Annotated in this window: 18 protein-coding genes; 8 read left to right on the forward strand and 10 right to left on the reverse strand. The window is 65.2% G+C overall.

Going from position 1 to position 20,240, the window contains the following annotated elements; translation table 11 throughout:
- Positions 1-4: 4 nt before the first annotated feature.
- Together kdgD and AAGT95_RS04620 are read right to left on the reverse strand one after the other, a co-directional pair.
- On the reverse strand, positions 5-922 hold the full coding sequence (kdgD, locus tag AAGT95_RS04615; protein ID WP_342595678.1) for a 5-dehydro-4-deoxyglucarate dehydratase: 918 nt from the start codon (positions 920-922) through the stop codon (positions 5-7).
- Between the two features lie 160 nt (positions 923-1,082).
- Positions 1,083-1,574, reverse strand: a complete 492-nt coding sequence (locus AAGT95_RS04620) for an Lrp/AsnC family transcriptional regulator (protein ID WP_110601348.1) — start codon at positions 1,572-1,574, stop codon at positions 1,083-1,085.
- Positions 1,575-1,763: 189 nt separating this feature from the next.
- Here AAGT95_RS04620 and AAGT95_RS04625 point away from each other — a divergent pair, with 189 nt between their 5' ends.
- Both AAGT95_RS04625 and AAGT95_RS04630 read left to right on the forward strand, forming a co-directional pair.
- On the forward strand, positions 1,764-2,780 hold the full coding sequence (locus tag AAGT95_RS04625; RefSeq protein ID WP_342595679.1) for a 1-aminocyclopropane-1-carboxylate deaminase: 1,017 nt from the start codon (positions 1,764-1,766) through the stop codon (positions 2,778-2,780).
- 126 nt (positions 2,781-2,906) lie between these two features.
- Positions 2,907-4,403: an amidase gene (locus AAGT95_RS04630; RefSeq protein ID WP_342595680.1), complete on the forward strand. Its 1,497-nt coding sequence runs from the start codon at positions 2,907-2,909 to the stop codon at positions 4,401-4,403.
- On the opposite strand, the gene AAGT95_RS04635 is transcribed toward AAGT95_RS04630, so the two are convergent.
- From AAGT95_RS04635 to AAGT95_RS04645, 3 genes are all read right to left on the reverse strand, one after another.
- Positions 4,400-6,169, reverse strand: a complete 1,770-nt coding sequence (locus AAGT95_RS04635; protein ID WP_342595681.1) for a peptidase M14 — start codon at positions 6,167-6,169, stop codon at positions 4,400-4,402. The two genes, AAGT95_RS04630 and AAGT95_RS04635, sit on opposite strands and share 4 nt — an antisense overlap.
- A gap of 120 nt (positions 6,170-6,289) precedes the next feature.
- The gene (locus tag AAGT95_RS04640; RefSeq protein WP_110707525.1) at positions 6,290-7,591 is read right to left on the reverse strand and encodes an SLC13 family permease; all 1,302 of its coding nucleotides are present in this window, start codon (positions 7,589-7,591) and stop codon (positions 6,290-6,292) included.
- Positions 7,592-7,660: 69 nt separating this feature from the next.
- Complete coding sequence (locus AAGT95_RS04645) at positions 7,661-8,494, reverse strand: amidohydrolase family protein (RefSeq protein WP_110601357.1); 834 nt, start codon at positions 8,492-8,494, stop codon at positions 7,661-7,663.
- 207 nt (positions 8,495-8,701) lie between these two features.
- On the opposite strand from AAGT95_RS04645, the gene AAGT95_RS04650 reads away from it, so the two are divergent.
- The 6 genes from AAGT95_RS04650 to AAGT95_RS04675 all read left to right on the forward strand — a co-directional run bounded on the left by AAGT95_RS04650 (position 8,702) and on the right by AAGT95_RS04675 (position 15,466).
- Positions 8,702-9,421: a GntR family transcriptional regulator gene (locus AAGT95_RS04650; protein WP_110601359.1), complete on the forward strand. Its 720-nt coding sequence runs from the start codon at positions 8,702-8,704 to the stop codon at positions 9,419-9,421.
- Positions 9,422-9,547: 126 nt separating this feature from the next.
- Complete coding sequence (gene sbmA / locus AAGT95_RS04655) at positions 9,548-10,768, forward strand: peptide antibiotic transporter SbmA (RefSeq protein WP_342595682.1); 1,221 nt, start codon at positions 9,548-9,550, stop codon at positions 10,766-10,768.
- Positions 10,769-10,924: 156 nt separating this feature from the next.
- A complete protein-coding gene (gene ugpB / locus AAGT95_RS04660) occupies positions 10,925-12,247 on the forward strand; it encodes a sn-glycerol-3-phosphate ABC transporter substrate-binding protein UgpB (RefSeq protein WP_342595683.1) in 1,323 nt (440 codons plus the stop codon).
- Between the two features lie 270 nt (positions 12,248-12,517).
- Entirely contained in the window at positions 12,518-13,393 is an 876-nt protein-coding gene (gene ugpA / locus AAGT95_RS04665) for a sn-glycerol-3-phosphate ABC transporter permease UgpA (RefSeq protein ID WP_342595684.1), read from the forward strand.
- Complete coding sequence (ugpE, locus tag AAGT95_RS04670; protein ID WP_110601364.1) at positions 13,393-14,238, forward strand: sn-glycerol-3-phosphate ABC transporter permease UgpE; 846 nt, start codon at positions 13,393-13,395, stop codon at positions 14,236-14,238. Before ugpA ends, ugpE begins: the two co-directional genes overlap by 1 nt.
- Before the next feature lie 25 nt (positions 14,239-14,263).
- Positions 14,264-15,466 carry a sn-glycerol-3-phosphate ABC transporter ATP-binding protein UgpC gene (locus AAGT95_RS04675; RefSeq protein WP_342595685.1) on the forward strand — a complete coding sequence of 401 codons (1,203 nt, stop codon included), beginning with the start codon at positions 14,264-14,266 and terminating at the stop codon, positions 15,464-15,466.
- Between the two features lie 81 nt (positions 15,467-15,547).
- Here the strand turns inward: AAGT95_RS04675 and AAGT95_RS04680 are convergent, their stop codons facing one another.
- From AAGT95_RS04680 to AAGT95_RS04700, 5 genes are all read right to left on the reverse strand, one after another.
- On the reverse strand, positions 15,548-15,994 hold the full coding sequence (locus AAGT95_RS04680; protein ID WP_342595686.1) for a universal stress protein: 447 nt from the start codon (positions 15,992-15,994) through the stop codon (positions 15,548-15,550).
- Positions 15,995-16,179: 185 nt separating this feature from the next.
- Positions 16,180-17,184 (reverse strand): dipeptide ABC transporter ATP-binding protein, encoded by a 1,005-nt coding sequence (locus tag AAGT95_RS04685; protein WP_110601369.1) that lies wholly within the window; start codon positions 17,182-17,184, stop codon positions 16,180-16,182.
- On the reverse strand, positions 17,181-18,221 hold the full coding sequence (locus AAGT95_RS04690; RefSeq protein WP_342595687.1) for an ABC transporter ATP-binding protein: 1,041 nt from the start codon (positions 18,219-18,221) through the stop codon (positions 17,181-17,183). Before AAGT95_RS04690 ends, AAGT95_RS04685 begins: the two co-directional genes overlap by 4 nt.
- Positions 18,222-18,284: 63 nt before the next feature.
- Positions 18,285-19,184 (reverse strand): ABC transporter permease subunit, encoded by a 900-nt coding sequence (locus AAGT95_RS04695; protein WP_110601372.1) that lies wholly within the window; start codon positions 19,182-19,184, stop codon positions 18,285-18,287.
- Positions 19,185-19,199: 15 nt separating this feature from the next.
- Positions 19,200-20,204 carry an ABC transporter permease subunit gene (locus tag AAGT95_RS04700; RefSeq protein ID WP_110707515.1) on the reverse strand — a complete coding sequence of 335 codons (1,005 nt, stop codon included), beginning with the start codon at positions 20,202-20,204 and terminating at the stop codon, positions 19,200-19,202.
- Between the last annotated feature and the right edge of the window lie 36 nt (positions 20,205-20,240).

The raw sequence follows: 20,240 nt of genomic DNA on the forward strand, positions 1-20,240 counted from the left end.
TCGCTCAGAGCGTGCGCGCTTTCTCGATCAGTTGCTCGAGCGTGGCTCGCTCCTGCTCGCTGGGCATGGTCAGCGGTGCACGCACGTTGCCGCCCGGGTAACCGACCAGATCGGCGCCCGCCTTGATCAGGCTGACGGCATAGCCTTTCTGGGTGTCGCGGAGGGTGACGAAGGGAATGAAGAACTCGCGTGTCGCCTGGCGCACGAAATCGCGGTTGCCCTGGCGCAGCTCCCGGTAGAACTTGACCGCCATCTCCGGCACGAAGTTGAAGACCGCCGACGAATAGGTGCTGACGCCGATGGCGAGGTAGGCTTCGGCGATGATCTCGGCCGTCGGCACGCCGCCGACGTAGGCCAGGCGATCGCCCAGTGTCTTGATGATGATGTTGAGCGCCTGCATGTCGCCCTTGCCATCCTTGAGACCGACCAGGTTCGGACAGCGGTCGGCCAGCGCCTGGACGCCATCGACCGTGAGATAGCCGTTGGCGCGGTTGTAGTAGATCACGCTGAGGTCGGTGGATTCACAGACGCTGGCGGCATACTCGACGATGCCGGACTGCGGGCACTCGGTAAGGTACGGCGGCATCAGCAGAATACCGTCGGCCCCTGCTTCCTGGGCGGCCTTGCAGTGCGCCTTGGCGAGTTCGGCGCTCTGCCCGGCGCTGGCGATGATCGGCACGTGCCCGCCGATGGTCTCCACCGCGACCGTGACGATCTCGCGGTACTCCTCGATCGTCATGTTGAAGAATTCACCGGTACCGCCAGCCACGAAAAGGGCGGAGACCTCGTACTCCTTCAACCACAGCAGGCGACGGCGGTAGCTGTCGGCGTCGAATTTGCCATTGGCATCGAAATCGGTCACCGGGAAGGACAGCAGGCCATCCTTGATAGAGGCAACAACCGCTTCTTTGGAAAAATTCACCTTGGCTCCCCTCATCGTGGGTTAACGTAAATCGGTCACTCAGTCGTCCAGCCGCCTCGCCTCGATCGAGGAAGCACAGGCCGAGAAATCGTGACGCCGATATTGTCATACATCATACTATTATGCCGTTAGACCTTAGATGAACGCCATTGCGCCCCCTTCATTTCGCGAACGGCAGCTGCGTCGTCGACAGCACTTCGCGCAGGCCCATGAACGAGCGGATCTGGCGCACGCCAGGCAGATAGATGAGCTGCTCGGCATGCAGTCGATTGAAGCTCTGGTTGTCACGCGTTCGGATCAGCAGGAAATAGTCGAACTCACCGGTCACGACGTGGCACTCCATGCACCCCGAAATGTGCTGCGCGGCCGCTTCGAAATCGGCGAACGACTGGGGTGTCGAGCGATCCAGCACGACGCCGATCAGCACCACCATGCCGACGTTGAGCTTGTCGGCATCGAGCAGTGCCACCGTCCCCTTGATGATCCCCTGCTGCTTGAGCCTCTCGACCCGTCGCAGGCAGGCGGGCGGACTGAGGTTGACGCGCTCCGCCAGCGCAACGTTGGAGATCGAGGCATCGCGCTGGAGCTGGTCGAGGATCTGGCGATCGATTCGATCCAGTGACGCGCCCGCATCGCTGCTGATCTGGGCCATGGCTTGGCCTTACCTCCTGTTAATTTAATTTCTCGCATGACCAGTTACTTAAAACTTAATCCTTTATTTATCCGACATCGACAACTTTTCAGCCGTTTATCCATTCCAGTTTGCAATACGCCTCAGAGCGTTTCGCTCTAGGATAGATCGAGTCCTCTCCACGACTCCACAACAACAGCCGGAGCTCCCATGAAACTCGACAAGTTCGCTCGCTATCCGCTGACATTCGGCCCCTCTCCCATCACCCCGCTCAAGCGCTTGAGCGAACATCTCGGCGGCGAGGTCGAGCTCTACGCCAAGCGCGAGGACTGCAACAGCGGACTCGCCTTCGGCGGCAACAAGACCCGCAAGCTCGAATACCTGATTCCGGAAGTGCTGGAAGGCGGCTACGACACCCTGGTCTCGATCGGCGGCATCCAGTCCAACCAGACGCGCCAGGTCGCCGCCGTGGCTGCCCACCTGGGGCTCGACTGCGTGCTGGTCCAGGAGAACTGGGTCAACTATCACGATGCCAGCTACGACAAGGTCGGCAACATCGAACTGTCGCGGATCATGGGTGCCGACGTGCGCCTCGACCCGGCCGGCTTCGACATCGGCATTCGCGAAAGCTGGGAACGCGCGATGGAGAGCGTTCGGGCCAAGGGCGGCAAGCCGTTCCCGATTCCCGCCGGCTGTTCGGAGCACCCCTACGGCGGGCTCGGGTTCGTCGGTTTCGCCGAGGAAGTGCGCCAGCAGGAGCGCGAGCTGGGCTTCACTTTCGACTACATCGTGGTCTGCTCGGTCACCGGCAGCACCCAGGCCGGCATGGTGGTCGGCTTCGCCGCCGACGGTCGAGCCCGTCAGGTGATCGGTATCGATGCCTCCGCCAAACCGGCGCAGACTCATGCCCAGATTGTGCGCATCGCCCAGCACACCGCCGAGCTGGTGGAGCTCGGCCAGCCGATCACCGCCGACGACGTGGTGCTCGACACGCGGTTCGGCTATCCGGAATACGGCCTACCCAACGACGGCACGCTGGAAGCGATTCGACTCTGCGGGCGGCTCGAGGGCGTGCTGACCGACCCGGTCTACGAAGGCAAGTCGATGCACGGCATGATCGAGAAAGTTCGTCTCGGCGAATTCCCCGCCGGCGCCAAGGTTCTCTACGCCCACCTGGGTGGCGCACCGGCACTGAGCGCCTACAGCGAGTGGTTCTCTCGCGGCTAAGCACGACCGGTGAAGACCGTGAACCCGGCGGCGTGATCCGGCGCCGGGTTCCAGCTTGGCGGTGGCGATGATTCAGTGCCCCATTGCGCTATGCTGGAGCCTCCTCCAACAACAAGCTCTCCCCTCATGACACCGCTTTCCGATTCGAATCGCGCCGCGCCGGCGCTCGCCCCGAGCGAGATCGTGACCTGGGACGCCACCACGCTGTCGCGCCACCTCCACGATCGCGTCGTCTCCTGCCGGGAGGTGATGAACGCCTATCTCGACCATGTCGACGCGGCCAATCCGCTGGTCAACGCCATCGTTTCCCGCCGTGAGCGGGCTGCGCTGCTCGCCGAGGCCGACACCGCCGACCGGGAGCTGACGAATGGACACTCGCGGGGCTGGATGCACGGCTTCCCGCAGGCGATCAAGGATCTCTCCGATGCCAGGGGCCTACCGACCACCCAGGGCTCGCCGCTGCTCGCCGGGCAGATAGCCGCCACGGACAGCCTGATGGTGGCGCGCATGCGCGCGGCCGGTGCCATCGTCATCGGCAAGACCAATACACCGGAGTTCGGACTCGGCTCGCAATCCTACAATCCGGTCTTCGGTGCGACCCGTAACGCCTTCGATCGCACCCGCACTGCCGGCGGTTCCAGCGGCGGCGCGGCGGCGGCGCTCGCCATGCGGATGCTGCCGGTGGCCGACGGTAGCGACATGATGGGGTCGTTGCGCAATCCTGCCGCGTTCAACGACGTGATCGGCTTTCGCCCCTCGTTCGGACGGGTGCCGGGGCTGGCCGCAGACCCGTTCGGGCAGCAGCTCGCCACCAATGGGCCGATGGGCAGAACGATCGCCGACGTCGCCCGACTGCTGGAGACGCAATCCGGCTTCGATCGGCGCGCCCCGCTCTCCCTGGGAGAGCCGTTACGGCGCGAAACCGATACCGTCGACACCGCGCTGGAACGTGACGTTCGCGGTCTCAGGATCGGCTGGCTGGGCGACTGGGGTGGGCATCTGGCGATGGAATCCGGCGTGCTCGCGCTGTGCGAGGCGGCCTTGAATCGACTCGTCGAATGCGGCGCCGAAATCGACGCCTGCGACACTCCCTTCGACCCGGACACGCTGTGGCAAAGCTGGACCACACTGCGCCACTGGGCCGTCGCCGGCAACCTGGGCGGTTACTACGCCGACCCCGCGACCCGCGAGCGGTTGAAGCCCGAAGCGCAGTGGGAAGTCGAACGCGGCCTGCCGCTCTCGGCGCAGGAGATCTACGCCGCCAACGTCCAGCGCGGCGATGCCTATCATGCCTGGAGCTCGCTGTTCGAACGGTTCGACTACCTGGCCATGCCCAGCGCGCAACTGTTTCCATTCGACGTCGACAACCACTGGCCCAGCGAGATCGCCGGGCGGCCGATGGACACCTACCACCGCTGGATGGAGGTCGTCGTACCCGCCTCGATGCTCGGCGCACCGGTCGTCAGCCTGCCGGCCGGGTTGAGCGAAGAGGGCCTGCCGATGGGCTTCCAACTGATCGGCCGGCCCCGAAACGACTGGGGCGTGCTGCAGTTGGCCCGCGCCTACGAAAAGGCCAGCGGCGGGCTCGCCCGCCTGCCCCCCGCCCTGCAGCCGGCGCGCTAGCCGGCGGCCGGGTGGCCCGCATTCGCGTCGCCGCCGTGCGCATCGGCGAACAAGGGCCCGGGCATCCGCTGGTACGCCTCGTAGGCTGCCAGTACGGTCGCCCGCTGCGCCGTGGCGGCAGCGGCGAACGCATCGCCGTAGACGGTCTCGTCGGGATACTCGGTAATCAGGGTCAGCGGTACGCGGTGGCGGTCATCCTCGGCGACGAGGCAGGGAAAACCGTTGATCATCTCGAATCCGGTCTCACCGGCGTGGGTCTCGAACAGGACGATCTGGCGATCGTTGAAGGCGCGCAGTCCCGGCACCTGGCCGAGCGCCAGCGTGACCGCCTCGATCAGCCAGCGCGAGGCGTCGGCCCAGCCGGACGCATGGCGCAGGATCAGAAAGAACCCCTTGGGCAGCGTCCACATCTCGAAGCCACGCGGCACATAGCCCGACAGCGGCCGCGTCCACTCATGGGCCGGATAGCCGTGGAGGTTGAGATGGAGCCTGGCCCCGGTCAGCCGCTCCGCCTCGAGACGAATAGCCGTTTCGTGCTCATCCGCTTCGCGGTACTCCAGGTCATCGCCCAGTGCCGTGTAACGGGCGGCGTGGTGCATATGGCACGGGTTGTCCGCCACCAGCCGCTGGTGCAGCGCATAGCCGTCCGGATTTTCCAGCGGGCAGAGCGAGAAGTGCGCGCCCTCGCGCTGCGCCAGTAGACCGGCCGCCTGGAGCGTGCCGGCCGGCGAGGAGGTCTCGTTGGCGTGCTGGCCGGCAGAGATGATCACGCCCCGGTCGCCCCCGGCCACGTACCGACCCTCGACTCGCCGCCCCGCGACCGAGGTGGCGTAGAACGGTGTTCCGCCGAGCGACTCCAGCTCCTCGGCGATCTGTCGCGGCGACAGTGGCCGGGTCACGGCGTCGAGCGATTCACGGGGAGAGGCTATCGTCTCGCGGTCGTAGTCACGCGTCTCTACCGTCACCTCGTAGCCGTTGCCGAGCCGGATCTCCGGCACGATCTGCCCCGGCTGCAGATGGCGGTCGCCCAGCGGCCTTCCCGAGCGCCGCTGGAACACCTCCAGCAGCGAGAAGTAGAACTCCTCGTGCAGGGCTTCCCGCAGCGACAGCGCCTCGTCGGCGTAGCCGAGAGGCTCATCGGCGATCGGCAGCGTTACGGTGATGTTGAGCTCTTCGAAATAGGGCTCCTGGTCTCTTTCCTGCGTGCTCCACGTGGCCCCGCGGATGGCTGTCATCGCCTCGGCAAAGAGCTGCTCGTAGACCGTCGTCAAGGCGCCGCCTGCACCATCGACGATCTGCCAGCCGCAGGGGGAGAGCGCCGGTTCCTCCGCGAAGTCGACATGCCGGCGGTTGGGCGCCAGCACTTCCAGAGGCTCGTCGCGCCCATCGGCGTAATGCAACCGCAGGCGGTAGACCGGCAACTCGTCACACATGTCCCCCGCCGCGAACTCGAAGCCGACGCCGGGATAGAGTGCTGCCAGCGGATAGCTCTCCAGCAGGAAGCGCGACGCCGGGGCGTCGGGATGCCGGGGGAAGGTAACCTCGACACGCGTCAGACCTTCGGTCGTGATCTCCTCGCGGAAGGCGCAGACCAGCGGCTTGTAGGCCGAGCGACAGCGTGCGGTGATGCCGCGGTCCGCCAGCGCTCTCTCGGCCCGGCGGCGCGTGGCCTGGTCGTCGAACGTCCAGGTTTCCAAGGTGGCAGCCGTGGACGCCTCGACAAGCGTGTCGAGCGTAGCGGGATAACGCTTGTCGAACAGGATCACGGCGATGCTCCTCTCATGACGGTGCCGAAGGGTCGTTTCGAACGAGAAGCGGCGCCCTTGTCAGCAAGAGCGCCGCCGTTCGTCACGCTACGATGACGATGATCGATTGTCACCCCGCGTTCAGAACACGAACGTCAGCAGCAGGTTGAACACCAGCGCGGCGACGAAGCCGAGCGGGGCGGCACGGAACAGCAGCTTGGGCAGCAGTCCCGAGCGCGCTTCGTCCGTCGGGCACGAGCCGAGGATCAGGCTGCCGCCGGAGGAGAACGGCGAGATCGAGGTGGCCTGGGCGCCGACCACGATGGCGATGAAGATGATCATCGGGTCGATCGAGAGCGTACCGGCCAGCGACGGCACCAGCGGGAACAGCGCCGGCGTGACCACACCCAACGTACTCGCGAACAGCGACATGAACGCGGCAACGACGCCGAACGCGACCGGAATCAGCACCGGCGGGATGTTGGTGCCGATCCAGGAGCCGAGCAGATCGATGGTGCCCGCCTTGATCGCCACCGAGATCAGCATGCCGACGCCGCAGATCATGATGATCGTGCCCCAGGGGAGCGAGGCGATCGCCTTGCGCTCGTCACCCAGCTTCATCAGTAGCGCGATGACCGAGAACACGCTGGCGATCAGGCCGATGTCCACCTTGGAATTGACGAACGTCACGGCGGCGTTGTCGGGCAGGATCAGGCTGGCGATGGGCGGCAGCAGTACGGTGGCCATCATCACCAGGGTCAGGATCAGGGTGGCGCGCTGGTCGCGGTCGAGCGGGCTGGGACGCTCGACGTGCTCCAGCGACGCCATCGCGGTGCCGCGCTTGCGGCCGAACAGGATCAGTCCGGACAGCACCACGATCGGCACGATCATGGTGCTGGCGAAGATGCCGAAACTGTTGATGAAAGCCTGGTTGTCGGAGATGCCCGAATTGGTCATCAGGGTACGGAAGATGATGCCACTCTGGCTGGAAACGAAATTGGCACCCGCCAGCGCCCCGTAGTTGACCGCCATGGCACCGACGATCAGGTTCAGCCCGGTGCGGCTGCACAGCAGCAGCGTGATCGGTGCCATGAACGCCAGCACGGTGTAGTAACCCGCACCCAACGCCGAGATCACCACCGCCGCCAGAAAGATGGCGAACGGTAGCAGATGCGGAAAATGCCGGCAGCGATACATCAGGTGCTCGGCCAGTTTCTCCAGCGTGCCGTTGACGATCGCGAAGCTGTAGAACAGACAGACCGAGAAGATGATGAAGAAGATCTTCAGCGGCCACATGGCAATCACTTCCGCGGGTTTCAGACCCAGCCCGAAGCAGCCGATCAGATAGGCGAACGCGATCGCGAACAGCCCGATATTGATCTTGGTGCGGTATCCCAGAATGATGGAGACGACGATCGCCCCTACCACCAGTAGACTCATCATAAGTCGGTTTCCCTCTCGTACTTGTCGTTCGCACTCATGGTGCGTGTTCGTTATTCCGCCCGGCGCCCCTTAGCGCGTGAGATCGATCTTGAACAGCCTGGCCGGGTTGGCGATCATGATCTGGCGGCGCTCTTCGACGTTCGGCAGCAGCGTCTGCATCAGCGCGAACTGGGCGTCGTAGTCGGTGTCGGCCTCGAAGCGGGTGTGCGGCCAGTCGCTGCCCCACAGCAGGCGCTCGCTATGGCCGTAGGCGTCGCGCAGTCGATCGATCGATGCCAGCGCCTGGGCGTGACTGGACCTGCTCCGGTAGGTCGCCGACAGCTTGACCCAGATATCCTCGCTCGAAAGCAGAGACAGCAGCGCCCGATGGCGGGAGTTGACCGGATCGATCTCGCCGGAGGGCAATCCAAAGTGATCAATCACCACCGGCACGTCAGCCGCCAGAATCTGCGGCAGGATCGTGTCCAGGTCCTCCATCCCCCGCTGGATCTCCACCGACCAGCCACGCTTAGCTATTCTGGCGAATAGCGCGCGCCATGGCGGACTACGATAATCCTCGAGAGGCTGCCCGATCAGATTGAGCCGGATGCCGACGACTCCTGACTCCGCCAGCTCATCGAGTTCGTCATTGGATACTTCAGGCGCCACCACCGCCGTACCGCGCAGACGCTGCGGAAACCGACGCAGTGCCGAAACCAGGTGACTGTTGTCGGTACCGAGAAAGCTGGGCTGTACCAGCACGCCATGGGAGAGGCCGCAATGATCGAGATGCCCCAGATACTGCTCGATGGTGGCGTCGTACGCCGGGCTATAACGACGGTCGCCCGCCAGTGGCAGGTCCTGCCGGAAGATGTGCGCATGGGTATCGACGCCGGTCAGCGCGACGGTAGCGGGTTGCGTCATGAGAGGCCCTTGGTGAATGGCGTGAACACTTGACGGCGAACGAATGGTTCGACCTATATATATCTATTCAACTATATGAATAAACTCGGTCAGAGCATACACCCCATTAGTCGCAGTCCGCAGGGTCTACGACTAAAGATGGCAACAAAGTGATACATTTGTTTGAAACAGAGCGGAGGGAAACCATTCATGAGGGGAACGAGCTCGATGACAGACGAACGCCTGCCGCTCTATCAACGTCTACGTGACGACATGCTGGCCAGAATCGCTGCAGGAGAGTGGACACCCGGTGTCGCGATACCGACCGAGGCGGAGCTGACCAGGCACTACGGCGTCGCCGTCGGCACGCTGCGCAAGGCCGTGGACACCCTGGTCCAGGATGGCCTGATGAAGAGGAGCCAAGGGCGTGGCACTTTCATCCTTCGCCCCAATTTCGAGGGGTCGCTGTTCCGCTTCTTCCGCCAGGTAGACGCTCGTGGTGATCGCCGGATCCCCAAGAGCCGCATCCTCTCGCGCCAGCTGGAACCCGCCGCCAAGGATATCGCGGAGGCGCTGGAACTGGCGGTGGCCGAAGAGACCATCCGCCTGGAGCGGATCCGCCAGCTCGACGGAGCGACGCTGCTGCACGAGGATATCTGGCTGCCAGCCGCCCGTTTCGATGCCCTGATGCACATCGATATCGCGGATTTCGGCAACCTGCTCTACCCGTTCTATGAATCGCACTGTGGCCAGTTGATCGGTTCGGCGCGGGAGACGCTCACCGTCGAGACTGCCGAAGCAGCTCTCGCCGACATCCTCCGTATCGGCACCGGGGAACCGGTCGTCATGGTGGAGCGGCTGGCGCTCGGCTACGATCGCACGCCGCTGGAGTACCGGCGTTCGCGTGGCGCCGCCACCACGTTCCGCTATCAGGTCGACATTTCCTGAGGCGAATGGCCCTGGCCGCCGGCGCTCGTAAGGGAACGTAACAACCGGTTCGCGGTCGATGAGTGACCGACGCCGCGCCGTCATGGTGCCGCGTCGCCGTTCATCGCCAATTGCAGGGCCGTCACCGTGTTCCGATCGTTCTTCCCCAAGCCATCGCTTTTCTTCGTCACTGCCCTGGGATGGGCGCTGTTCGCCATCGTCCTGTGGGAGTCCACCGCCAGCGGGTGGGGTGCCGCCATCGGGCTGTCGCCGGCAGACGAGGCCTCCCTGCCGATCGGCGTCTCGCGATTCTGGTCGGCGTCGTTTCTCTGGTTCTATCTCTACTACGCGCTCTGCGTCGGGCTGTTCAGCGCCGTGTGGTTTCGTTTCGCCCCGCACCGGTGGCAGTACTGGTCGATCCTGGGTAGCGCACTGATCGTCTTCATGACCTACTTCTCGGTCCAGACCAGCGTTGCGGTCAACGCCTGGTATGGCCCGTTCTGGGACATGGTGCAGCAAGCGCTCGCCGGCGGCAGCGACGTCACTGCGCAGGACCTCTACCGGGAGATGCTCACTTTTGCCGGCATCGCCTTCGTCGCGGTGACGGTGGGTGTATTCAACCTGTTCTTCGTCAGCCACTACATCTTTCGCTGGCGCACGGCGATGAACGACTACTACATGGCGCATTGGTCGCAGCTTCGACACGTGGAGGGCGCTGCCCAGCGCGTGCAGGAGGACACCATGCGCTTCTCGACCACGCTGGAAGGGCTGGGCGTCAACCTGCTCAAGGCGGTGCTGACGCTGATCGCCTTTCTACCGCTGCTGGTCACGATGTCGCAGCACATCACCGAACTGCCGCTGGTCGGTCATGTCTCCGATGCGCTGGTGTGGGCGGCGATCGTCTGGTCCGTGTTCGGCACCCTGTTCCTGGCCCTGGTGGGGGTCAAGCTGCCCGGACTCGAGTTTCGCAACCAGCGGGTGGAGGCGGCCTACCGCAAGGAGCTGGTCTACGGCGAGGACGATGCCGAGCGCGCCCGGCCGGCCACCGTGGCGGAGCTGTATCAGGCGGTACGGCGCAACTACTTCCGGCTCTATTGGCACTACGCCTACTTCAATATCGCCCGCATCTTCTACCTGCAGGCGGACACGATCTTCGCCTTCGTGGTGCTGACGCCATCGATCGTCGCCGGCAAGCTCACCCTCGGCCTGCTCCAGCAGGTGCTCAACGTGTTCGGCCAGGTGCGCGACTCCTTCCAGTATCTGGTCAACTCCTGGTCGACCATCATCGAGCTGCTCTCGATCGTCAAACGCCTGCGCACCTTCGAACGGGTGATCGAACACACGCCGGCTCCCCAGGCGACGACCTGAACGGCGCGGCAGGGCGCGCGCAGCGTCCTGCCGCGCCGTCACCCTGGCCCTGTCACAACGCCGTCACCCGAGTGACATCCGACTGCCACGCTCCTGACATCGTGCCGCCCTAGGGTACGCAACACACCCTGTAACGCTCTGTCAGGAGATGTCATCGTGCGCCTTGTCCAACTGCTTCCGTTCGTCGCTGTCACCGCGCTATCGCTGTCCACTTCGGCCCAGGCGGCCACCACCATCACCTGGTGGCACGCCATGGAGGGCGCGCTCGGCGAGAAGGTCAACGCCATCGCCGACGAATTCAACGCCTCCCAGGACGAGTATGTGGTCAAGCCCGTCTACAAGGGCAGCTACAGCGACAACCTGACCGCGACCATCGCCGCCTTCCGCGCCGGCCAGGCGCCGGCGATCACCCAGGTGTTCGAGGTCGGCACGGCAACGATGATGAGCGCCAAGGGCGCGATCTATCCGGTCTACCAGCTGATGCAGGACACCGGCACGCCGTTCGATCCCGACGCCTTCCTGCCGGCGGTGAAGAGCTACTACACCTCGAGCGACGGTCATATGCTGTCGATGCCGTTCAACTCCTCCACACCGGTGCTCTATTACAACCAGGACGCCTTCGCCAAGGCCGGCATCGAGACGCCGCCCAGGACCTGGGCCGAGCTCGGCAGGGACGCCCACAAGCTGGTCGAGAGCGGCGCTGCCGAGTGCGGCCTGACCACCGCCTGGCCGAGCTGGACCCAGCTGGAGAACTTCAGCGCGATCAATGACCTGCCCTTCGCCACCCAGGCCAATGGCTTCAACGGCAGCGATGCCCGCCTGGTGTTCGACCAGCAGCCGGCCACGGTGGCCCATATCCAGGATCTGGCCGAGTGGCAGAAGAGCCACGCCTTCGAATATGGCGGTCGCGCCGACAGCGGCACCAAGCGCTTCCAGTCGGGTCGCTGCGCCATGCTGACCACCTCCTCGGCCTCGCGCGCCGGCATTCAGGAAGCCGCCAAGGGCAAGTTCGGCTTCGCCATCGCCCCGCTGCCCTATGACGCCGAGGCGGTGAGCCAGCCCAGGAACTCGATCATCGGCGGCGCCTCGCTGTGGGTCATGCAGGGCCAGTCGGACACGGTCTACCAGGGCGTGGCCGAGTTCCTCAACTTCCTCTCCTCGCCGGCGGTACAGGCCGACTGGGCCAGCTTCACCGGCTACGTGCCGATCACCACCGCGGCCTACGAGCAGCTGAAAGCAGAGGGCTTCTACACCAAGACGCCGGGCGCCAGCGTGGCGATCGACCAGCTGACCCGGGGCACGCCGGATGACAACGGCCGCGGCCTGCGCCTGGGCAACATGCCGCAGATCCGCAATATCATCGCCGAGCAGCTGGAGAAGGCGTTCAACGGCAGCGAGACCGCTGCCCAGGCGCTGACCACCGCCGCCAAGCGTGGCAATGCGGAGCTCGAGCAGTTCGAGCGCAGCGTCTCGAACTAAGAGGGTGTTTACAAAATGCCTGCGCTCGACGATACGGCGTTGAAATCGACCTCAAAGTACTCATTTACACCCCGTAAACTCCGTCTTTTCGGCCGATTTCGCCTTGTCTCGCCTTCGCTCGTCGAATTTGTAAACACCCTCTAAGGGCTGCGTACGAAAACGACCTGCGCGCGCTGATTTTGTGTCCAAACCCTAAGCGCCTGAGATGTCCTTCTCTCCTGTCGAGTCCCTGAAAGCGGGCGGCGCAAGCCGCCCGCTGTGCCGATCAAGATGACCACTTTCGAACGTCACTCCGTCACTCCCTGGCTGCTGCTGGCGCCCCAGCTCGCGGTGGTCGCCATCTTCTTCTTTTGGCCCGCCGCCGAGTCGCTGCGCCAGGCGTTCTATGTGCAGGATGCCTTCGGCCTCGGCGAGCGCTTCGTCGGGCTCGCCAACTTTCAGCACGTGCTCAGCTCCCCCGGCTACTGGCACGCCTTCGGCGTCACCGCGCTGTTCAGCCTGCTGGTGGCGGCGGGCGCCATGGGCCTGGCACTGCTGCTGGCGGTGCTCGCCGACCGCGTGCTCCATGGCGCCAGGCTCTATCGGGTGCTGCTCACCTGGCCCTATGCGGTGGCGCCGGCGGTGGCGGGGCTTCTGTGGCTGTTCATGTTCGACCCGGTGCTCGGCGTGCTGACCCACGCCCTGGGCGTCTTCGGCGTGCACTGGGATGCCCAGCTCGACCCCGGCCAGGCGCTGGCGCTGGTGGTGATCGCCTCGATCTGGCAACAGATGAGCTACAACTTCGTGTTCTTTCTCGCCGGGCTGCAGATGATCCCCGCCTCGCTGCTCGAGGCCGCCGCCATCGACGGCGCCGGGCCGTTCCGGCGCTTCTTCGGCATCACCCTGCCGCTGCTGTCGCCGACCGCCTTCTTCCTGCTGGTGATGAACAGTGTCTACGTGCTGTTCGAGACCTTCGCCACCATCGACAACACCACCCTGGGCGGGCCCGGCGGCGCTACCCGTACCCTGGTCTACAAGCTCTACGAGGATGGCTTCGTGGGTCGCGACCTGGGCGGCTCCAGCGCCCAGTCGGTGCTGCTGATGCTGCTGGTCGGGGTGCTCACCTTCATCCAGTTCCGCTATCTCGAACGCAGGGTCGCCTACTGATGCGCTATCGTCGCCCCGGCCTCGACGGCCTCACCCATCTGCTGCTGATCATTGGCGCGGTGATCTTCGGGCTACCGCTGTGGCTGGCACTCACCGCCTCCACCCACAGTGCCGCCGACCTGCAGAGCGGCATCGCCCCGCTGTGGTTCGGCGACCAGGGGCTGGTCAACTACTGGCAGCTACTGTCCCAGCCGATGCCGGGGCTGGGGGTCAGTGCGCTGCGCCTGCTCGGCAACTCGCTGGTGATGGCGCTGGGTATCGCCCTGGGCAAGATCGCGATCTCGCTGCTGGCCGCCTACGCCATCGTGTTCTTCCGTTTCCCCTGCCGCACGCTCTGCTTCTGGCTGATCTTCGTCACCCTGATGCTGCCGGTGGAGGTGCGCATCGTGCCGACCTACGGCGTGGTGGCGCGCTTCGGGCTGATCGACACCTACGCGGGGATGATTCTGCCGCTGATCGCCTCGGCCACCGCCACCTTCCTGCTGCGCCAGTGTTTTCTGAGCCTGCCGTCGGAGCTGTTCGAGGCGGCGCGGCTGGATGGCGCCGGGCCGCTGCGCTTTCTCAAGGATTTCGTGCTGCCGCTGTCGCGGACCAACCTCGCGGCGCTGTTCGTGATCATGTTCATCTACGGCTGGAACCAGTATCTGTGGCCACTGCTGGCGGCCAACTCGCCCGATCACGCCACCGCCGTGATCAGTCTGAAGAACCTGGTGCAGTCCACCGACACCTTGCCACCGTGGCAACTGGCCACCGCGATGACGCTGCTCACGGTGCTGCCCCCGGTGGTGGTGATCGTCGCCATGCAGCGCTTCTTCGTGCGTGGGCTGACCGATGCCGAAAAGTGACCTTCAACACCAAGAGACTCGACCCATGGCCACACTGACCTGTCGCCAGCTCGTCAAGACCTACAAGGGCGGCCAGCGCGCCGTCGATGGCATCGATCTGACCCTGGAACCCGGCGAGCTGATGGTCGTCGTGGGCCCCTCGGGCTGCGGGAAGTCGACCTTCCTGCGCATGGTGGCGGGGCTCGAGACGATCAGCGATGGCGAGCTCGAGATCGGCGGGCGGCTGGCCAACCAGCTGGAGCCGGCCCAGCGTGGCGTGGCGATGGTGTTCCAGAACTACGCCCTCTACCCGCACATGAGTGTGTTCGACAACATGGCCTACGCGCTCAAGCTGCAGAAGCGCCCGCGCGAGGAGATCACCCGCCGGGTATGCGAGGCCGCGGCCCTGCTGGGGATCGAGGCGCTGCTCGAACGCCGCCCGCGCCAGCTCTCCGGCGGCCAGCGCCAGCGCGTGGCGATGGGCCGGGCGATCGTGCGCGAGCCGACCGTGTTCCTGTTCGACGAGCCGCTCTCCAATCTCGACGCCGCGCTGCGCGTGCAGATGCGCCTGGAGATTCGGCGCCTGCAGCAGCGCCTGGGTGCGAGCATGCTCTATGTCACCCACGATCAGGTCGAGGCGATGACCCTGGCCGACCGTTTAGTGGTGCTGCGCGATGGCCGAATCGAGCAGATCGGCACCCCGATGAGCCTGTTCGAGACACCCGCCAGCTGCTTCGTGGCGCGCTTCATCGGCTCACCGGCGATGAACCTGCTGCCGGTGACCCAGGCCGACGGCCGTGCACGGCTGCCCGGCGGCCTGATCCTCGATACAGAAGCACTCGAGAACGACGCCCGCGAGACCGAAGCCCTCGAAACCCAAACCAGGGCCAAAGCCGAGCCCGAGACAGCGGCGCTCGCAGACGCCAAGGCCCCCAAGCGTGCCGCCACCCTGGGCGTACGCCCGGAACATCTGCGCCTCGACCCGCAGGGCGAGTTCGCGGTCACGCTGGAGATGATCGAGCGCCTGGGGGTGGATGCCCTGGTCTACTGCCGCCTGCCGGGGCTCGATGCCCCGCTCACCGCGCGGCTGCCGCTGGCCACGCTGGAGGCCGCGGCGCTGCGCGAGGGCAGCGAGATCCGGCTCGCGGTCGACGGCCCGCTGCACCTGTTCGACGCCGAGGAGCAGCGTCTGGCACGGCGGGCGCGCCTCGCCGCCGACACGTCGGCGGCGCAATCGAGCGTTGCCTGACCCGGTATCGAGCGCGCCGACAGGCGGGGGCCGACCCAGCAGGCGGCCCGGGTCCGGCAACGGATATCTGACCGGCAGCGCCTAGTCCGGCACGTGCAGGGTGATCACCGGGCAGGGCGCGATATGCGACACCTTGTGCGACACGCTGCCGACCACCAGGCTCTTGAGGTCGCTGAGGCCACGGCTGCCCATGATGATCATGTCGACGCCGAGATCGGTCGCCTGCTGGACGATCGTCTGGGCCGGTCGCCCTTCCACGACGTGGTAGGTCACTGCGCCGTCGCCCCCGCCTACCGCCTGCCACGCTTCCTCCAGCAAGTGCTCCCCCGCGAGATGCCCCTTCTCCGGCGTGTAGTCGACCGGTGAGGCACCGACCATCGCACCAAGCGAATCCTTGGCAATCGGCACCTCGGGAACGTGCAGCAGGTGAATGCCGGCCTGGGTCGCGCGCTGGATCAGGCAGGCGTGCTCCAGCGCCTTGCGCGCGCTGGCCGAGCCATCGATGGGTACCAGTATCTGCTGAGACATGATCGCTTCCCCTCGAGATGATGACTGATGCGATTCGGCTACCCCGCTCGCCGCGACGAACACCGGGTAGCGTACCTGTCTTTAGCGTAGCCAATTCTCCCCCGGAGGTAGCCTCCCCGCCAGACGACGAACGCCGAATGCCCGGAGGCATTCGGCGCTGACGTCACCCGGCAACGGCATTCGCCTCAACCGGCTCGAGCGTACCGGGCCATCGCTTGATCGACATGGATGCAGGCCACTTCGACCCGATCGTCGACGCGCTCCAGCGGCGGATCGTCCTGGGTGCAGGCATCGGTCGCCAGATGGCAGCGTGGGGCGAACGGGCAGCCCGGCGGCGGTGCCAGCGGCGACGGCGGCTCGCCCTTGAGGTGGACGCGCTCGCGCCGGCGGTTGGGATCCGCCACCGGCGTCGCCGAGAACAGCGCCTGGGTGTAGGGATGGCGCGGGGTGGTGAAGACCTCTTCCGCCGGCCCCGTCTCCACCGGCTGGCCGAAGTACATCACGATCACGTCATCGGCGATGCGTCGCACCACCGACAGGTCGTGGGAGATGAACACGTAGGCCAGCCCGAACTCCTCCTGCAGATCCGCCAGCAGGTTGAGCACCTGGGCCTGGATCGACAGATCCAGCGCCGAGACCGGCTCGTCGAGGACCAGGATCTTGGGGTTGAGCATCAAGGCGCGGGCGATCGCGATACGCTGGCGCTGGCCGCCGGAGAACATGTGCGGATAGCGATCGGCATGCTCCGGTCGCAGGCCCACCTTGGCGATCATCTCCAGCGCTGCCTCACGCCGCGCCGCCGCACTCATCTCCTTGCGATTGAGCTTGAGCGGCTCCTCCAGCATGGTCGCCACGGTCTTGCGCGGATTGAGCGACCCGTAGGGATTCTGAAAGATGATCTGGACCTCGCGGCGCAGCGCCGCCGGCGGGCGCTGCCCCTCCTTGAGCGACACCTCGTGCCCGCTGATGGTCAGCTTGCCGCTGGTGGGCGGCTCGATCATCGTCAACACCCGGGCCAGGGTCGACTTGCCGCAGCCGGACTCGCCGACCACCGCCAGGGTCTGGCCGGGGTAGAGCTCGAAGGTCGCCTCGTTGAGCGCCTTCACCGTCGCCGGCCGGGAGAACGGGCCACCCTTGATCTGATAGTGACGGGTGAGATTGACGGCGCTCAATACGGCATCGCGACTCATGGGCGCACCTCTCTATGCGGGCCGGATTGCGGGTTGTCTCGCGCCACGCCCGCCGCAGCCGGCGACGGCGAAACCCCATCTTCCAGTGGATAGTGACACAGCGTTCGGGCGGGGTCGTCCGGCGCCGGTACCGGCTCCACCTCGCGGCAGTGCTCGGTGGCGTAGCGACAACGCGGATTGAACAGACACCCGCTCGGACGATCATGCTGACCGGGGACGACGCCGGGAATGGTCGGCAGCCGGTCCTGATCGCCGGCCCGCTCCGGCAGCGCCGACAGCAGCGCCTCGGTATACGGGTGGCGTGGATTGGCGAACAGCGACTTCACATCCTGTTTCTCGACCTGGCGCCCGGCATACTGCACCACCACGTGCTTGGCGGTCTCCGCCACCACGCCCATGTCGTGGGTGATCAGAATCAGCGCCATGCCGGTGTCTTCCTGCAGCCGCAGCAGCAGCTCGAGAATCTGCGCCTGGATGGTGACGTCGAGCGCCGTGGTCGGCTCGTCGGCGATCAGCAGCCGCGGATTGCAGGAGATCGCCATGGCGATCATCACCCGCTGGCTCATGCCGCCGGACATCTGGTGGGGATAGGCCTTGATCCGGCGTGCCGGATCGGGAATCCCGACCTGTGCCAACAGGTCCAGCGCACGCTCGTGGCGCTCCTTGCGGGAGCCGCCCAGGTGCTGCTTGATCATTTCGTCGATCTGGGTACCGACGGTGAAGCAGGGATTGAGGCTGCTCATCGGCTCCTGGAAGATCATCGACATTTCGCCGCCGACGATTCGTCGGCGCTGACGCGAACTCAGCTGCTGCAGGTCCTGGCCGTCGAACGCCATCTTGTCGGCGGTGACCTGCGCCGTCCACGGCAGCAGGCCCATGGTGGCGAGCATCGACACCGACTTGCCCGAGCCGGATTCGCCGACGATCGACCACACTTCGCCGCGGTCGACATTGATGTCGACCCCTTCCACGGCAGCGAACAGGCCGCTGCTGGTCTTGAAGCGAACACTGAGGCCTTCAATATCTAGTAATGCCATGACAACTCCTCATCGCGTCGCCGCACCCGCCCCGGACGCCAGGCGCCAGGGCGGGCGAAGCGCTCACGATCTTTTCATCTTGGGATCCAGCGCATCGCGCAGGCCATCACCCATCAGGTTGATCATCAGCACGGTCAGCAGGATGATCAGCCCCGGAAACGTCACCGCCCAGTAGGCGCTGCCCATGAACTCGCGGGCGTTAGCCAGCATCGCACCCCACTCCGGCGTCGGCGGCTGGACACCCATGCCGAGGAAGCCCAGCGCCGCGATGTCGAGAATCGCGGTGGAGAACGACAGCGTCGCCTGCACGATCAGCGGCGCCATGCAGTTGGGCAGCAAGGTGTTGAACATCAGGCGCAGGTGCCCGGCACCGGAGAGCCGGCTGGCGATGACGTACTCGCGATTCTTCTCGCCGATCACCGCCGCTCGCGTCAGGCGCACGAAGTAAGGCAACTGGACCAGCGCGATGGCGATCATGGCGCTGGTCAGGCCGGGGCTGAGGATGGCGACCAGGCCCAGCGCCAGCAGCAGGCTGGGGAACGCCAGCACCACGTCCATCACGCGGGTGATGACGGTCTCGATCCAGCCGCGGAAATACCCGGCCAGAAGGCCGAGGAAAATCCCCACGCCCATCGAGATCACCACCACCATGGCGCTGATCGAGAGCGAATAGCGCGCGCCGAAGATCAACCGCGAGAGGATGTCGCGACCTACCGCGTCGGTGCCGAGGATGTAGTTCCAGCTTCCTTCGGCATGCCACACCGGCGGCACCAGCAGCGCCGCACGATCCTGCATCGCCGGGTCGTGAGGTGCGACCCAGGGTGCGAACAGCGCGACGAGCAGAATGAAGACGATGAAGATCAGACCGACCAGCGCGCCACGACTGGCGCTGAAATCGCTCCAGAAGGACGCCAGCTGGTAGCGGAACGAGCCGGGTGCGGCGGGGGTAGAAATGGTACTCATGATGAAAGCCCCCTGTTAATGGCGGATGCGCGGGTTGATGACGCCATAGGCGAGATCGACCAGCAGATTGACGATCATCACGATGAACGCGATCAGGACCAGGCCACCCTGCACCGAGGGATAGTCGCGTCGCGAGATCGCGTCGATCATCCACTTGCCGATGCCGGGCCACGAGAAGATCGTTTCGGTCAGGATCGCTCCCGCCAGCAGCAGGCCCACCTGGAGACCGATCACCGTCACCACCGAAATCAGCGCATTGCGCAGGGTGTGCACCATGATCACGCGGAAATTGGACAGTCCCTTGGCGCGTGCGGTGCGCACGTAGTCCTCGCCCAGCACCTCGAGCATCGAGGAGCGGGTCTGCCGGGCGATGACCGCCAGCGGGATCGTCCCCAGCACGATCGACGGCAGGATCAGGTAGTGCAGCGAGGAGAGAAACGCGCCCCAATCGCCGGCGATCAGGCTGTCGATGGTCATGAAGCCGGTGACCGGCTCGATGAAGTACATGTACGAGATGCGCCCCGAGACCGGGGTCCAGCCCAGGGTGCTCGAGAACAGCATGATCAGCAGCAGGCCCCACCAGAAGATCGGCATCGAATAGCCGGTCAGGCTGACCCCCATGATGGTGTGATCGAGCGTCTTGCCACGCTTGACCGCGGCCAGCACGCCGGCCGGCAGGCCGATGATGACGGCGAACGCCAGGGCAAAGAGCGAGAGTTCGAGCGTCGCCGGGAAGCGGCTCATGAACTCGTCCATCACCGGGGCGTGGGTCACCAGGGAGTTACCGAGATCGCCGTGCAGCAACCCCTTCAGGAAATCGAGATATTGGACGACCAGGGAGCGGTCGAAACCCATTTGGGACTCGAGCTGGGCGTAACGTTCGGCGGAAATGCCGCGCTCCCCCGCCATCAGTAGAATCGGATCGCCCGGCAACAGGCGAATGAAAGCGAACGCAACGATGGTGACGCCAATGAACGTCGGGACCAGCTGCGCCAGCTTGATCAGAAAGAATTTGAACATTTTGGAGGTCTGGCTAGTCACGCGATAAGACGCGGG

The sequence above is a fragment of the Salinicola lusitanus genome (genome assembly GCF_038648475.1).
Taxonomy (GTDB): domain Bacteria; phylum Pseudomonadota; class Gammaproteobacteria; order Pseudomonadales; family Halomonadaceae; genus Salinicola; species Salinicola lusitanus.